The organism is Pedobacter sp. Leaf250 (assembly GCF_920984735.1).
Lineage (GTDB): Bacteria > Bacteroidota > Bacteroidia > Sphingobacteriales > Sphingobacteriaceae > Pedobacter.
This window is the reverse complement of the sequence record NZ_CAKLBU010000020.1, coordinates 25,527-41,136: the sequence shown is the minus strand read 5'-3', so window position 1 is coordinate 41,136 and position 15,610 is coordinate 25,527. Positions and strand designations below refer to the sequence as shown.

The 15,610-nt window shown below is 37.2% G+C and carries 13 protein-coding genes; 3 read left to right on the top strand and 10 right to left on the bottom strand.

All coding sequences use genetic code 11. The features are described 5' to 3' along the window. Positions 1 to 120: 120 nt before the first annotated feature. Both LUA91_RS16640 and LUA91_RS16635 read right to left on the bottom strand, forming a co-directional pair. Entirely contained in the window at positions 121 to 1,167 is a 1,047-nt protein-coding gene (locus LUA91_RS16640) for a TerC family protein (RefSeq protein WP_231427249.1), read from the bottom strand. Beyond that, positions 1,167 to 2,138, bottom strand: coding sequence for a polyprenyl synthetase family protein (locus LUA91_RS16635; RefSeq protein WP_231427288.1), 972 nt, complete (start codon positions 2,136 to 2,138; stop codon positions 1,167 to 1,169). Before LUA91_RS16635 ends, LUA91_RS16640 begins: the two co-directional genes overlap by 1 nt. Before the next feature lie 300 nt (positions 2,139 to 2,438). On the opposite strand from LUA91_RS16635, the gene LUA91_RS16630 reads away from it, so the two are divergent. Beyond that, complete coding sequence (locus LUA91_RS16630) at positions 2,439 to 3,473, top strand: carboxylesterase (RefSeq protein ID WP_231427248.1); 1,035 nt, start codon at positions 2,439 to 2,441, stop codon at positions 3,471 to 3,473. Between the two features lie 82 nt (positions 3,474 to 3,555). Further along, complete coding sequence (locus tag LUA91_RS16625; RefSeq protein WP_231427247.1) at positions 3,556 to 3,795, top strand: hypothetical protein; 240 nt, start codon at positions 3,556 to 3,558, stop codon at positions 3,793 to 3,795. Positions 3,796 to 3,897: 102 nt separating this feature from the next. Here LUA91_RS16625 and LUA91_RS16620 read toward each other — a convergent pair whose 3' ends face one another. From LUA91_RS16620 to LUA91_RS16595, 6 genes are all read right to left on the bottom strand, one after another. Continuing rightward, positions 3,898 to 4,866, bottom strand: a complete 969-nt coding sequence (locus LUA91_RS16620; RefSeq protein ID WP_231427246.1) for a YpdA family putative bacillithiol disulfide reductase — start codon at positions 4,864 to 4,866, stop codon at positions 3,898 to 3,900. Positions 4,867 to 5,074: 208 nt separating this feature from the next. Further along, positions 5,075 to 6,487 carry a rhodanese-like domain-containing protein gene (locus tag LUA91_RS16615; protein ID WP_231427245.1) on the bottom strand — a complete coding sequence of 471 codons (1,413 nt, stop codon included), beginning with the start codon at positions 6,485 to 6,487 and terminating at the stop codon, positions 5,075 to 5,077. Positions 6,488 to 6,666: 179 nt separating this feature from the next. After that, the gene (locus tag LUA91_RS16610; protein WP_231427244.1) at positions 6,667 to 7,686 is read right to left on the bottom strand and encodes an asparaginase; all 1,020 of its coding nucleotides are present in this window, start codon (positions 7,684 to 7,686) and stop codon (positions 6,667 to 6,669) included. A 323-nt stretch (positions 7,687 to 8,009) separates the two neighbouring features. Then, positions 8,010 to 8,777, bottom strand: coding sequence for a TatD family hydrolase (locus LUA91_RS16605; protein ID WP_231427243.1), 768 nt, complete (start codon positions 8,775 to 8,777; stop codon positions 8,010 to 8,012). 114 nt (positions 8,778 to 8,891) lie between these two features. Further along, on the bottom strand, positions 8,892 to 11,801 hold the full coding sequence (uvrA, locus tag LUA91_RS16600; RefSeq protein WP_231427242.1) for an excinuclease ABC subunit UvrA: 2,910 nt from the start codon (positions 11,799 to 11,801) through the stop codon (positions 8,892 to 8,894). Between the two features lie 112 nt (positions 11,802 to 11,913). Beyond that, positions 11,914 to 12,864: a hypothetical protein gene (locus tag LUA91_RS16595; RefSeq protein WP_231427241.1), complete on the bottom strand. Its 951-nt coding sequence runs from the start codon at positions 12,862 to 12,864 to the stop codon at positions 11,914 to 11,916. Between the two features lie 283 nt (positions 12,865 to 13,147). Between LUA91_RS16595 and LUA91_RS16590 the strand changes: the two genes are divergently transcribed. Further along, a complete protein-coding gene (locus LUA91_RS16590) occupies positions 13,148 to 13,516 on the top strand; it encodes a hypothetical protein (RefSeq protein WP_231427240.1) in 369 nt (122 codons plus the stop codon). 14 nt (positions 13,517 to 13,530) lie between these two features. On the opposite strand, the gene LUA91_RS16585 is transcribed toward LUA91_RS16590, so the two are convergent. Then, the gene (locus tag LUA91_RS16585; protein WP_231427239.1) at positions 13,531 to 14,574 is read right to left on the bottom strand and encodes a ferredoxin--NADP reductase; all 1,044 of its coding nucleotides are present in this window, start codon (positions 14,572 to 14,574) and stop codon (positions 13,531 to 13,533) included. 210 nt (positions 14,575 to 14,784) lie between these two features. Then, positions 14,785 to 15,567, bottom strand: a complete 783-nt coding sequence (locus tag LUA91_RS16580; protein ID WP_231427238.1) for a lytic transglycosylase domain-containing protein — start codon at positions 15,565 to 15,567, stop codon at positions 14,785 to 14,787. Between the last annotated feature and the right edge of the window lie 43 nt (positions 15,568 to 15,610).

Genomic DNA, 15,610 nt, shown 5'->3' with positions numbered 1-15,610 from the left:
TATAAATCTATAAGCTTAATTGAACCTTAAACGCCTTAAATGGTAAAAAAATTAACCATCTGAGGCGTTTAAGAAAAATAAGACCATGAGCTTAGGTAAACATTAAATGTTTTGAAACCCTTATTGATGTGCCACTTTTTTCGGGAAAACCAGTGAAGCCACAATACTAATTACTAAAATACTCAAGATCACAATCAGCGAATGCTCGGTAGTGAAACCAATTTTTTCAAGGTAGTTATGCCCCAACATTTTCACCCCAATAAAGGCTAACAACACAGCCAAACCCGTTTTTAAATAATGGAATTTATGGATAATATTTACCAGTAAAAAGAACATGGAACGTAAGCCCATAATGGCAAAAATATTGGAGAAGAATACGATATAAGGATCTTTCGTTACCGCGAAAATGGCGGGAATTGAATCGACAGCAAAAAGCAAATCGGTAAATTCTACTATTAATAAAACCAGAAACAAAGGCGTAACATACCTTTTATGATTAATTTTTACGAAAAAGTTTTTGCCTTCATATTTTGGATGGATCGAGAATATTTTTGAAGCCCATTTCACCACAGGATGATTTTCCGGATCGATTTTCTCTTCCTCCTTACTGAAAAACATTTTTATCCCGGTAAAAACCAGGAATGCGCCAAACACATACAATATCCACGCAAACTTTGCAATTAGTGCAGCACCCACAAAAATGAATATGAAACGCATAATGATGGCACCCAAAATACCCCAAAACAATACGCGATGATAATACTTTTCTTCTACTGCAAAAGCAGAGAAGATAAGTACGATGACAAAGATATTATCAACTGATAAGGCGTATTCTATTACATAACCCGTTAAAAACTCCAATCCTAAATTTTGCCTGTACATAGACAAACTGGCTTCGAAATCATTTGGGTTTAAGGTGATATGATGCTGGTGACTGGCAACAATTTCTTTTAGATGTGCAAAATCTCTTATTCCATGAAGCTGGTGCCCTTCGGTAAGTAACAGGAAATAAAAACCGAGTGCAAGTCCGATCATGATCACACTCATAATACCAGCTTGCTTTAGGCTGATAACATGGTCTTTTTTACTAAAAAGGCCTAAATCTAAGGCCAATACAAGTACAATAAATAATAGGAAACCTAAACTGAAGAGTAATTCGCTGCTCATTATTTTTTACGTTCGGTAGTGTAAAGTACTAATTGTTCAAGACCAATTCTGGCCTCTCCGGCTTCAAACTGATGTAAAATATCGAATGCTGCATTCTGGTATTCCAGCATTTTCTGGTTGGCATAATAAACGCCCTCCTGTGCATTCACAAAATCAATAATCTGCTGAATTTTAACCGGATCATCCTGGTGGTTTTTTACCAGGTTAATGACCTTTTTCCGCTCAGATTTCTCGGCTTTGTTTAAAGCATAAATCAATGGCAAGGTTACTTTCTTTTCCTTAATATCAATGCCTAAAGGTTTGCCAACATCATCTGTCCCAAAGTCGAAAGTATCATCTTTAATCTGAAAGGCAATACCCACTTTCTCTCCGAACAAACGCATTTTTTCTATCGTTTCATCATCTGCTCCTGCCGATGCTGCACCCGCAGCACAACATGAGGCAATCAAAGAGGCGGTTTTCTGGCGAATTACATCAAAATATAATTCCTCCGAAATATCCATTTTTCGCACCTTTTCTACCTGCAACAACTCTCCCTCACTCATCTGTTTCACTGCTTCAGACACTATCTGTAACAATTTATGTTCGTTATTGTTTACCGAAAGCAACAACCCTTTAGCCAATAAATAATCACCAACCAAAACAGCTATTTTATTCTTCCACAAAGCATTAATCGAGAAAAATCCCCGGCGTTCGTAAGCATTATCCACCACGTCATCATGCACTAATGTGGCAGTATGCAACAACTCTACCAAGGCTGCACCGCGATGGGTAGAATCGGTAATTCCACCGCACAATTTCGCTGCAAAAAACACGAACATTGGCCGCATTTGTTTACCTTTTTGCTTTACAATATAGTGGGTAATCCTATCTAACAACGGCGCATCGCTATGCATAGATTCTTTAAAGGTTTTTTCAAACGCTTTAATATCGGCTGCTATAGGTTTTTTTATCTGATCGATTCCCGGCATTAAGTCGAAAAATTTTGATTGCAAACTTAAGTTAATTTCCCATAAAAAGGTAATGGATAATGTCATTATTAGGGTTTTGAAAACGAATGGAAGTAATCATCTACATCTTCAGTCCTGCTCTACGCTTTATACCGCTGTTATTTCTTGCCTGTTGATAGATTGTGCCTCGGTATGCCCGCTTCGATCAGGTTTAGATAACAACAATTGCTGCAAACAAAACCCCTCACAATGTAAAAACCATAATAGAAAATTTTTTTTTGTTTCATCCAAAAGTTTACATTTAATCACGGTTAATTTAAAATGAAAAAGCGTTACAAAGTTTTAATAGGAATTTCGGTGTTACTTGTTGCGGGTTATTTATTGGGGCCAAAGCCTAAAAGACCGCTTTACAATACAGAACTTGCCAAACTGCCTGATTTACATGACCTTGATCATTACGTACAAACAATCGAGCAGCTTAACAAAATCAAACCCGGTAACGAAGCCGAAATTGTTTGGGCCAATACAATGCACCAGCAAACCGAGTATGCAGTAGTTTATCTACATGGTTTTTCTGCATCGAAGACAGAGGGAAATCCCATTCACATCAATTTAGCAAAAACTTTAAAGGCAAATTTATATTTGGCCCGCCTGGCCGATCATGGTGTGGATACCATTGCACCTATGCAACATTTTACAGCCGATAGATTATGGGAAAGCAGCAAACAGGCTTATGCCATCGGCAAAAAACTGGGTAAGAAGGTTATTCTAGTGGGCACCTCAACCGGCGGAACCGTAGCTTTGAAATTGGCTGCAACCTACCCAGAAATTTACAGCTTAATTCTGCTCTCGCCCAATGTAGCCATTAATGATAAAAATGCCTGGTTGCTTAATAATCCATGGGGATTACAAATCGCTAGAAAAGTAGTTGGTAGCGATGAACGCAGGGTTGACGGCAGAACAGAAGAATACAAAAAATATTGGTATACCAATTATAGAATAGAATCATTGGTAGAACTTCAGGAATTTATAGAAAGTACAATGTTAGAAAGTACTTTCAAAAAGGTGAAACAACCGGTTTTGATGCTATACTACTACAAAAATACGCTCGAGCAGGATCCTGTTGTTCGGGTAGATGCCATGTTGAAAATGTTTAATGAATTAGGAACACCGGAAAATTTAAAAAGAAAAATCGCTTTCCCAAATGCTGGAAACCATGTTTTGGGTTCTTACATTACTTCCAAGGATTTACCTAGCGTAGAAACAGCAATTAATAATTTTATCAGCAATGTTTTAAAGGTAAAGGTGATTGACAATAATTTTATACCCGCTACTCCAAAAATAATTGATAATTGATAAGGCTTTAAAAGACAATAAGTTATATCAAAAAGAATAAGAAGTTATTACATTTTTTCATTATTTTCGAAATAAAAAAATTATGGAAAAATTTGAATTTTCGAAAGAAACAGAGCTATTATTTGAAGAACTGTCGAAGGTAGGCCCAGAAAATCTTGAGGTATGCAAGGAAACATGCCGAGGAAATTATCGCGACTGTGTTAATGCAGGTAAGGATAGGGACGTTTGCGCTAGTACGCTACAAGGATGTTTGGACGAATGTTATAAAAACAATTTAGAAGCGTTAGCAATCATCAAAAAAATTGTTGCATCACTTACCTAACTTCACTTACTAAGAAGATTGTTATTGATCCCTATTATTAACGAAACTTTCATCCTTAGCACAGCACTAACAATCTTCCTTAAACCTCAACAATTGACACCTTTAAAATTTAGCTATATTCCTCACAATCATCTCCGCATGCACCCTTGAGTTTTCGATAAAAAGCTTATGCGTATCTAATCCACCGCAAACTACACCAGCCAGATACAAGCCTTTAACATTTGTTTCCATGGTTTCTTCATTATAAACCGGGCATAAACTTTCTGGCAAGTCAATTCCAAATTTTCGCAACATCGAAAAATCAGGCTGATAACCCGTCATCGCAATTACGAAATCATTTGGAACGGTTTTAATTCCCTCGGGCGTTTTAATATCAACTTCATTTTCCCGAATCTCAACTAATTCAGAATTAAAATGTGCGGCAATTGCACCTTCTTTAATCCGATTTTCAATATCAGGCCTCACCCAATATTTTACATGCGGACCAAGTTCGCCGCTTCGAATCACCATGGTTACATTGGCACTTTTGCGATATGTTTCCAAGGCAGCATCTACTCCAGAATTATTTGCCCCAACAACTAAAACATGTTGAAAGGCATATAAATGTGGGTCTTTGTAGTAATGTGTTACTTTAGGCAAATCTTCTCCCGGAATATTCATTAATAAAGGAACATCATAAAAACCAGTAGCTACTACAATATTGCTTGCTGTATAATTTGATTTTGAGGTTTCAACTTCAAAAATATCAGATCCATTTTTATTCACTTTTACAACGCTTTCAAATAGATTGATATTTAAATTGAATTTCTCAGCCACTCTACGATAATATTCTACCGCTTCATTTCTATTCGGTTTCGGATTAATTGTTACAAACGGCACACCTCCAATCTCCAACTTTTGCGAAGTGGAGAAAAATGTCATGAAAACCGGGTAATTAAACAAACTGTTAACCAATGCTCCCTTTTCTATAATGAGATATGTTAGATTAGCCTTTTGTGCCTCAATAGCGCAAGCCATACCAATAGGACCGGCGCCAATGATGATGATATCGTAGTGATGGGATTTTGTCAATTTTTTATCTTTAAATGATAATAGAGATTGGGGAATTGGAAATAGAATAAGTTTGTATTATATGGAAATTGCGGATTTGAGATTAGAAGATAGAAATTAAAGAATAGGTGATAGACCTGATGTTCTAATCAGCCGCATTAAATGAAATATATTCATTCCTATATGCGCTTTCTATTTTCTATTCCCCATTTTCTATTTCTATTTTAAACTAGACCTTCATCGCCTTACTTGGGCAAGCAAAGTCGGTTCTCTTTAAACCTGTATTTTTAATCGCACCATAACCACCAGCAATATCAATTACATTTTCTACGCCTCTTGATTTTAATATTGATGCAGCAATCATTGATCTATAACCACCCGCACAGTGAATATAATATGTCGATTTGGGGTCAATCTCTCCCATCCAATCATCAATAAAATCTAATGGTCTGCTGAGGGTAAATTCTAAATGTTCTGATTCATATTCGCCTGGTTTGCGAACATCCAATGCAGTTATTTCATTTTCCTGTGCGGCTTGTTCAAAAACATCAGCAGAAATGGATTCAATGGTATCAATCTCTTTTCCTGAATCCGTCCACCTTTCAAAACCTCCATCTAAATAACCTATAGTGCGGTCGTAGCCTACACGGGTTAATCTGGTAATGCTTTCCTGTTCTTTACCTTCATCAGTAATTAATAAAATTGGCTGTTGTAAATCGGTAATGAGCGCACCCACCCAAGGCGCAAACTGGCCATTCAAACCAATGTTGATGGAATTCGGAATAAAGCCTTTTGCAAAAAGCTGTGGGTCGCGTGTATCAAGCAATATTGCCCCTGTTTGGTTGGCTGTATTTTCAAACGCCTGTGGAGTTAAGGCATTTAATCCCTTTTCATAAACATCATCAATGCTATCTACACCACCTTTATTCATGGCGGCATTTTTAGCAAAATATTGCGGCGGAGGCATAATTCCATCAGTTACCTCGGCAATAAATTGTTCTTTAGATATAGCTTTTAAAGCATAATTAACCTCTTTCTGGTGACCTAAAGTATCAAAAGTTTCCTTACTCATACTTTTGCCGCAAGCCGAACCCGCACCATGAGCCGGGTAAACAATCACATCATCAGCCAAAGGTTTAATTTTTTCATTTAAGGAATCGTAAAGCATGCCTGCTAAATCATCCATTGTTAAATTTCCCTTTTGCGCTAAATCCGGGCGACCGACATCGCCTATAAAAAGGGTATCGCCACTGAAAATACAATAATCTTTTCCATTTTCATCAGTTAGTAAATATGTGGTAGATTCTAAAGTATGCCCGGGCGTGTGTAAAGCTGTGATGGTTAAATTACCAATTTTAAATTGTTCTCCATCTTTAGCGATATGTGATTCAAATTCAGTTTTTGCAGTGGGTCCGTAGATGATTTTTGCCCCAGATTTTTCTGCTAAATCAACATGACCGGAAACGAAATCGGCATGAAAATGTGTTTCAAAAATATATTTGATCGTTGCTCCAGCCTTTTCGGCTTTCTTTAAATAAGTTCCAACTTCTCTTAATGGATCAATTATCGCTGCTTCTCCATTACTTTCAATATAATAGGCAGCTTCCGCTAAACAACCGGTATAAATTTGTTCTATTTTCATTTTCTAAGTATCGTGTAGAAAGTATCAGGATTTGAGACTTAACTTATCCTCATCCCTAGCAAAAATAGGGCTAAATAACAAAACCCGAAATGATGAGGCTCATAATTGCAGAAGTTTTACTTTAAACCGGAATAATATTAACCTCAAAAAAAATAGCAATAATAATTTAAACCTGAAGCTTAGTCTTTTGTCAACTCACCGCGGAGCGGCTCATCCATCAACTTACGACTTTCTTCAATTGGCAAATCTAATCCTAAAACGTACATCAATTTAGTAACTGCAGCTTCGAAAGTAAGATCATAACCACTAATTATGCCCATTTTCAGTAATTCGCGACTTGTTTCATATCTGCCCAATTGTACAGAACCTTTTTTACATTGCGATATATCAATAATGATTTTACCATTTAATATGGCTTGGCGAAGACTATCTAAAAACCATTGGGCGGTAGTGGTATTGCCCGAACCAAAAGCCTCTAAAATGATGGCATCAACTTTTGAATCTGTTATAGCTGAAACGGCCTGTGGTGTAATGCCAGGATATAATTTTAAAACTCCGATGTTTGAATTGAAGTTAGTATGAAGTTTCAATTCTCCTGTTGGCGCTTTCATTATGTAATTGGTATGAAACTGCAAATGCACTCCGGCTTCGGCCAAAATCGGATAGTTTGGCGAACGGAAAGCTTCAAACTTTTCACTATTATATTTGATTGAACGATTTCCCCTAAATAATTGTGCATCGAAATAGATGCAAACTTCAGGGAATAAGGATTTACCATTTTCTTTAGTGGCTGCAATTTCCAGAGCGGTAATTAAATTCTCTTTTGCATCCGTTCTAATTTCGCCTATGGGTAATTGCGAACCCGTTAAAACAACTGCTTTACTTAAATTTTCCAGCATAAAACTTAATGCAGAGGCGGTAAAAGCCATGGTATCAGAGCCATGAAGAATAACGAAACCATCGTACTGATCATAATTATCGCGAATAAGCACCGCTAAGGTTTTCCATATTTCAGGATCCATGTTTGATGAATCTAAAACTGGATTAAAAGAATGCACATCCAACTGATAATCCAAACGACTTAATTCAGGAACATTTTGTTTTATTTGCTCGAAATCGAAAGGTATTAACATTCCGTTACTGGGGTCGTTAACCATACCGATGGTGCCACCAGTATAAATTATAAGGATCTTGGTCATTTGGTTGTTTGGGTTGCTCTACGCAAAGAAAGCAAAAAATTATAAATGATTAGAGGTAATTTTAATATTGATAAATATTTAACATAATTTGATTATTAAATTATCATGTTCACAATATTATGGAATATAAATGAAATAATAATTATAACTGTTAATGAAACGAATATAAATTAATCAGTATTTATCAGATAGATATTGATTCCAATGCATGATACAACAGGACAAGGTGAGTCATGCTTATAATCGCTGTAATAATTTACACGACTGAATCAGGCAGAAAAATCTGCGGAATCCGTGTAATCAGCGGGAAACCGAAAAGACACCTACACTCCGAGAACTTTCTTTGAATTTGCTGTAGTTACATCCGCAACTTCCTCAACCGATAGGCCATAGATATCAGCTAGCTTTTGAGCGATGTAGATTATGTAACTGCTTTCGTTAGGTTTGCCACGAAAAGGAACAGGCGCCAAATAAGGCGAGTCGGTTTCAAGAACAATCTTATCCAATGGAATTTCTGATAAAACTAAATCTAATCCGGCTTTTTTATAAGTTACCACGCCACCAATTCCTAAATAAAAATTGAGGTCGATTGCTTGTTTGGCTTGTGCCAAATTTCCGGTAAAGCAATGAAATATGCCTCTAAGTTTTTCATCACGCTCGCTTTCCAACACATCAAATACTTCATCGAAAGCCTCTCTACAATGAATCACGATCGGCAATCCTAAATCTTTTGCCCAAGCGATTTGTTTCCGAAAAGCATCTTGCTGAATAGCCAAAGTCGTTTTATCCCAATATAAATCTATTCCTATTTCGCCGATGGCGTAGATTTGCCTTCTGCCAATACTTTCATAAATTTCATCAAGCATCGAAATATAATCCTCCTTCACATCACATGGATGGAGTCCAGCCATAGCAAAACAATTCTTTGGATATTTAGCCACCAAATCATCAATCATAGCAATTGATTTTACATCAACATTGGGCAAAAACAACCTGTTCACATCGTTTTCAAAACAGCGTTCCATCAATTGTGCTTGCTTTTCGGCGTCTTGCTCGTAATATAAATGGGTATGTGTATCGGTAAAAATCATTTTTGATAATTTAAGACGTTTGATGTAAAATGAATATAACAAAATCGCCATTGCGAGGCACGAAGCAATCTATTTTACGATAAAGATTGCTTCGTGCCTCGCAATGGCAATTGTCTAACCTTTAGCTTTTTTACTTGGTTTAGTTTTCTTAACTTCAGACTCCTGACTCCCGACCGCGGATTCCAAAGCCATTTCTTTTTTCAAAAACTTTCCGGTTAAGCTAATGGGATTCTGAATCAACCCTTCCGGCGTTCCTTCGAAAAGTATTCTTCCGCCTCCAGCTCCACCTTCTTCGCCCAAATCGATAACCCAATCGGCAACTTTAACCACATCTAAATTATGTTCGATTACTAAAATAGTGTTTCCTTTATCAACCAATTCCTGTAATACGCCCAATAACACATTGATATCCTCAAAGTGCAATCCGGTAGTTGGTTCATCTAAAATATAGAATGTTTTACCAGTATCTTTTTTTGAAAGCTCGGTTGCCAGCTTAACACGTTGCGCCTCTCCACCAGATAAAGTAACTGAAGATTGACCTAAAGTGATATAGCCTAAACCAACATCTTTAAGCGTTTTGATTTTTCTGTAAATGATCGGGATATTTTCGAAGAAAACACAAGCATCCTCAATACTCATATCCAGCACATCGCTGATTGATTTTCCACGGAAACGAACTTCCAAAGTCTCACGATTATATCTTCTACCGCCACATTCCTCGCAAGGAACCTGAACATCTGGCAAGAAATTCATTTCGATTACTTTCAAACCAGCACCTTGACAGGTTTCGCACCTTCCTCCTTTTACATTGAAAGAAAAACGACCTGGTTTGTAGCCGCGAATCTTCGCCTCGGGCAATTGAACAAACAAGTTTCTGATATCAGAGAAAACACCAGTATAAGTTGATGGATTAGATCGTGGCGTTCTTCCGATTGGCGCCTGGTCAATTTCGATTACTTTATCTATCTCTTTTAATCCTGTTATTTTCTCGTAAGGAAGTGGTGTTTTCTTAGCCCTGAAAAAGTGGTGATTTAAAATCGGATATAAGGTCTCGGTAATCAAACTCGATTTACCAGAACCCGAAACGCCTGTTACTGCAATAAATTTACCCAATGGGAAATCAATAGATACTTCCTTTAAATTATGCCCTGTAGCTTTAGTGATTGATAATTTATGACCGTTTCCTTTTCTGCGGACTTTTGGTGTTTCAATTTTTTTATCGCCGTTTAAATAGGCAGCGGTTAAGGTTTTTGATTTCAGAATATCTTTTGCAGTTCCTTCAGCCACAACTGTTCCACCGTGAATACCAGCTCCAGGACCAACATCGATTACCCAGTCGGCCTCCATAATCATATCCTTATCGTGCTCTACAACTAAAACAGTATTGCCTAAATCACGCAGATTTTTTAAAGCATTAATCAAACGCTCGTTATCGCGTTGGTGCAAACCAATACTTGGCTCATCCAAAATGTACATCACATTCATCAACTGCGAACCAATTTGCGTTGCCAAACGAATACGTTGTGCCTCCCCGCCCGAAAGCGTACGGGCAGTACGATCTAACGTTAAATAAGTTAAACCCACATCTGTTAAGAAACCAATCCGGGCGTTTATTTCTTTCAAAATTTCTTTTGCAATGATGTTCTGGCGATCAGAAAGGCGATCATCTACATGCTCAAACCAGGCATGAAGATTATTGATATCCATTGAGGCAAGATCAAAAATGTTCTTCCCATCAACTTTAAAATTTAAACTTTCCTTTTTCAAACGAGCGCCGTGGCACTCTGGACAGGTTTTTAGCTTGCGGAAAGCATCCATATCATCAGATGCTGATTCGCTACGCTTTTCGTTCTGCTCTTCCAGCATTTTGATAATGCCATCGAAAGTGATGTTGTAGTTCTGAACGTTCCACTTGTTGTATTCTACCTCAACCTTGATTAAATCCGGTGATCCATTCAAAATAATATTAATCACTTCATCACTCAACTTTTCAATAGGCGTTGATAGAGAAAAAGCATATTTTTTCGCCAGAGATTTCAATACCTGAAACATCCAGGTATCACGATATTCGCCAAGCGGTGCTAAACCACCATTTAAAATACTCAATTTAGGGTTCGGCATCACCGATTCCTTATCCACCACGAAAATATAGCCCAAACCATCGCAACGTTCGCAAGCACCATAAGGCGAGTTGAAAGAAAAGCTGTTTGGCTGAGGCTCATCATAAGAAATTCCCGTGGTTGGGCACATTAAAAACTTACTGAAATGGGCAACGTTGTTATCTTTATCACTAATTTTGATCACACCCTTACCCATTTTCATAGCGGTCTGAACAGAATCCAACAGGCGTTTTTTATCTTTTCCATCAACAATCAAGCGATCAATAACCACTTCAATATCGTGGATTTTATAACGATCAACCTGCATTTTGGCGGTAATATCTTTTATCTCTCCATCTACACGAACCTTGACGTAACCTTGCTTACGGATTTGCTCAAAAAGCTCGCGGTAATGCCCTTTTCTACCCTTTACTACAGGCGCCAGAATATTCACGGCTAGTCCATCGAACTTATTGAAGATATTTTGCAAAATCTGGTCTTCACTCATGCGCTCCATCTTCTCACCAGTATTGTATGAGTAAGCATCGGCCACACGAGCATAAAGCAAGCGCATGAAATCGTAAATCTCGGTAATGGTTCCTACGGTAGAGCGTGGGTTTTTACTGGTGGTTTTTTGCTCAATGGCAATAACCGGACTCAAACCCGAAACCTTATCTACATCAGGGCGCTCCATACCACCCATAAACTGACGGCTATAAGCACTAAATGTTTCCATATAGCGACGCTGCCCTTCAGCATAAATGGTATCGAATGCCAATGAAGATTTCCCGCTACCACTTAAACCAGTAATTACAACCAGTTGGTTCCGGGGAAAACTTACATCAATATTTTTTAAATTATGTACCCTCGCACCGTATACTTCTACATCTTTTTGCTCGCCGAGGTCGATAGATTTATTGCTCATATTTTATTGAAAAGTTGGGTAGAAATTTGGGGTTAACGAAGACCAAATTTCAATCCGCAAAAATGCTAAAAATTTTATCAAAAAGAAAGTCTAAACCAATCTGTATTAAGGATTAATTGTCATAATGTCGGCTTCTATTTCTAAGGAAACCAGATGATAAACCAAAACGCAAATAGCCATAACGATCTTGAAAATATATGTTGTAATTATCTTCTCCGTAATAACCCACCGCAGCCATCAAAAACACGTTATTCATAAATGGAAAACTATAATTAAAATTAATTTCAGCGTTTAATCGCTTCTGGAGATTCATTAAATTTTTAGCTGGTATTTTATTTACCGCATAAGAAACCTCTGTATTTAAACGCCACGTTTCTTTCTCGGTTTTAACATTCGGTTTGTTTCTGGCTTTTTTTTCAATTTGATCGTATTTACGCCATGAAAAATTGTACAAAATCCTTGTAAAACCAAAACCCAAATCCAAGGCAGGTTCATATCTAAAAAATTTATGCCATTGTAAACCTAATCGATGATTAAAAGAATAATAACTTTCATCGATACTTGTTGCTGTTAAATTGCCGAAACGATATGATGCCGTTAAATAATTGGCGTTGAAATTTCCTGTTAGTGTATTAATAGTACCATCTAAATTAATTGCATCCTGATCCTGCCCATTGGAATGGTGTGTAAAGGCCAACTCTGCATATTGGTAGCGATCTGGATTTTTATTCAAGCGGGCATAGGCTGCAAAACCCAAACGATAACTTGGCGTACGAACTCCTGCAGAAACTTCATCTCGAACCCTAACAGTAAAATCGGGGATAATGGAAAATGCAATTGGCGATTTATAACTGCCCAACAACATATAAGTTGTAGTTAAGCGTCCATTGATAACATATTTAGATGGAGCACCGGTTTCTCCTATGGGAGAGGTATATGCAAAATCTGAATTTTCTTTGTAAAGATTTACGTACTGCTTATTGGCAAATTCCCTTTTGAGAACAAGGGAATCTTGTGCGAATAACTGAAAGCTAAATAAAATAAGAGAAAGCGAGAGTAACATCTTTACCATAGCAAATAAACGTTGCCAGATGGTAGTTGGTTTTGTAGATTAGCAAAATATACAAACGATCAAAATAACCCTTAATAAGGTGGCATTAATTCATTTCATATTCGAGATTTTTAAAATCTCTATCTTAGGTGCGATATATACAACATTGATATATTTAACAATAAGATGGATTTTTGAGAAGAACAACACCATAAATCAATTTTTTTCAAATACAAATAAAACCATGTTGTGGTTTACCACATGGGCTATTATTTGCCTTATATTATTTGTTTATATGTTTAGCTACTATGGAAATCATGGGCTTGGAGATAGCTCTAGAATTCCGATAGCGCATCATAATGTGTTGTATCAAATTGATTCAAGTGCATATATCGAAGGTGAAAGAGGCAATACTTTCAACATTGGCGACTTTGTTGTGACTGACGATTTTGTTTACGGCACTTTAGATAGATTACCGGAAGACAGGAAGACTGCCTACTTTGTTTTCGACTTAAAATTGAGCCGCATTGAAAATTTTGAGAATGAAACGGCATTTAATGCTTATCTCATTTCGAAAGGATTAAACAAGAATGTAAAATATCAAGATTTCTCCTATTACTACAACCAATACTGGAACGGTTGGAGATTTTTTCTACTACCATAAAAATCAAAAGACACCTACCACTCAATCGTCGTTCCGTTTTCTGTAGGCCGCCCCGTACAAACCAAAACCCTTCCCCGTTCAATTTCATCATCGGTAAGCACCTCATTGTAATCCATCCGAACATTGCCTTTTGTGCAATTGGCTACGCAGGTGCTGCAAACACCACCTCGACAACTATAAGGAAGTTTGATTTTATTTTCCAGCGCCACATCTAAAATCCGCTTGGGCCAAGGAATATCAAGGTTGTAAATATTGCCTTGAAAATTTAAAATTACAGAATAGGTATTTTTATCTACCACCTTTTCTGATCCGTCATCTTCATCCACCTCATCTTCTGGCAAAACAAATGTTTCTCGTTTTATTTGCTTAATATCGAATCCCATCCCAAGCAAAGTAATCCTACACAAATCCATATAAATAATCGGACCACAAGTGTAAAACAATGCCTTCGCTCTTTCGAAATGCAAATGCCCTTTGAGCAACTTTTCAATATAAAACTTGTTTAAACGGGCAGTCATTAAGTTTTTGCTATTACTGAAAACCCAAATAATCTTTAACCTATTGGGATATTTCTCTTGCCATTCTGTAAGTTCATCGTAAAACAAAGCGTCATCTTTTGATCGGTTACTATACACTAATGTGATTAATGAATTTTTCTCGCGAACCAATGCCGTTTTTAAAATTGAGAAAAGCGGTGTAATGCCAACGCCAGCAGCAAAAAGAAAAAGATCGCGTTCTAAATTTTCATCTGGAAGATAACTGAACAAACCTTGTGGCTCTTGCGCAAAAAGAATATCATTAAGGGAAGTTTTATGATGTAAAAACCTGGAAATTTCTCCATTTTCCACCCGCTTAACCGTAATGGCTAAAGGTTCATCAACATCAGGCGAACTATTAAAAGAATAGGATCTTCTCACTTCTCTATTCTTTCCCTCAAAAACCAATGAAATAAACTGCCCAGCTAAATAATTGGGATAGTTGCCATTAACATCCTCAAATTGAAAAGTGATGTTATCGCCAGGCTGATTGATTATTTTATTGATGCGAAGTTTGAACATAGTACAAAGAAAAAGAAAAAAGTTTGAAGACCGGAGTCGGGAGTTTGGTTTTTAAGTCGAGATTCGGAAGCTCAGAGCCAAAGGCATAAATAAAATAATGTAAAAGCTGAGGATACAGGCAAACCTTGTATCTATGAAATCACCTTCAAAAAAAAGCGTCCCGATTTCTCGGGACGCCTTACCAAATGCTTTGTTTTTACCTTAATTAAATTATTCGCCGTTATAAGCCAATAATACACGCTCTTTTTTATATCCGTAGCGTTTCGGATGTTCCATAATCTGCTTCATTGAAATTACTTTATAAACGTAGCCACCGGTTTCGCGGTTTAACTTCATTTTGTAGTAATTATCCTGATTTTGATTGTTGATTTGCTTACGCAAGCGACCATCGCCTACATTGTAAGCAGCGGCAACTAAAGTCCAGCTTTCCAAACCGCTATACATTTCTTTAATGTATTTGCAGGCTGCGATGGTTGATTTACGCAAATTATAACGTTCATCAACATTGCTGTTTACCTTTAAGCCATAAGTACGAGCTGTACCCGGCATAAATTGCCAAATTCCTGCTGCACCTTTTGGCGAAACACCCATTGCGGTTCCAGATTCGACCAATGCCAAATACTTGAAATCGTTAGGAATTCCATAAGCTGCCAGAATAGGTTCGATTACCGGAAACCACTTTGCTGCTTTTTGATGCAAAACATTTGTTTGCATGTTCTTGAAAGTGTGTGCGGCAAGAATTTTTTTCATTTTTCTCTCTACCTTTTTATCGCCTAATGGCAAGGTTTCATCCGCGAAATTTAACTGGGCTATTAAAGATTGAGGTTTAACTACCTCTTCTACTTTTACGCTATCAATTGTTGCTATTGTAGTGTTTAAATTTGCTTCTTTTAAAAGACTTTTTGGTACTAAGGGCATTTGGTAAGTGAACACTTTTGCCAAAAGAAATAGTGTTGCCACTACCGCAAATGGTACGCTGTGTTTCTTTAACATCTTCCTCCTTTTTTTGGTGAACTTATATAAAAACGTCGGCAAA

Coding starts and splice junctions, on each gene's coding strand:
- LUA91_RS16640 (WP_231427249.1), bottom strand. CDS start 1,167: ATGAGCAGCGAATTACTCTTCAGTTTAGGTTTCCTATTATTTATTGTA.
- LUA91_RS16635 (WP_231427288.1), bottom strand. CDS start 2,138: ATGCCGGGAATCGATCAGATAAAAAAACCTATAGCAGCCGATATTAAA.
- LUA91_RS16630 (WP_231427248.1), top strand. CDS start 2,439: ATGAAAAAGCGTTACAAAGTTTTAATAGGAATTTCGGTGTTACTTGTT.
- LUA91_RS16625 (WP_231427247.1), top strand. CDS start 3,556: ATGGAAAAATTTGAATTTTCGAAAGAAACAGAGCTATTATTTGAAGAA.
- LUA91_RS16615 (WP_231427245.1), bottom strand. CDS start 6,487: ATGAAAATAGAACAAATTTATACCGGTTGTTTAGCGGAAGCTGCCTAT.
- LUA91_RS16610 (WP_231427244.1), bottom strand. CDS start 7,686: ATGACCAAGATCCTTATAATTTATACTGGTGGCACCATCGGTATGGTT.
- LUA91_RS16605 (WP_231427243.1), bottom strand. CDS start 8,777: ATGATTTTTACCGATACACATACCCATTTATATTACGAGCAAGACGCC.
- uvrA (WP_231427242.1), bottom strand. CDS start 11,801: ATGAGCAATAAATCTATCGACCTCGGCGAGCAAAAAGATGTAGAAGTA.
- LUA91_RS16595 (WP_231427241.1), bottom strand. CDS start 12,864: ATGTTACTCTCGCTTTCTCTTATTTTATTTAGCTTTCAGTTATTCGCA.
- LUA91_RS16590 (WP_231427240.1), top strand. CDS start 13,148: ATGTTTAGCTACTATGGAAATCATGGGCTTGGAGATAGCTCTAGAATT.
- LUA91_RS16585 (WP_231427239.1), bottom strand. CDS start 14,574: ATGTTCAAACTTCGCATCAATAAAATAATCAATCAGCCTGGCGATAAC.
- LUA91_RS16580 (WP_231427238.1), bottom strand. CDS start 15,567: ATGTTAAAGAAACACAGCGTACCATTTGCGGTAGTGGCAACACTATTT.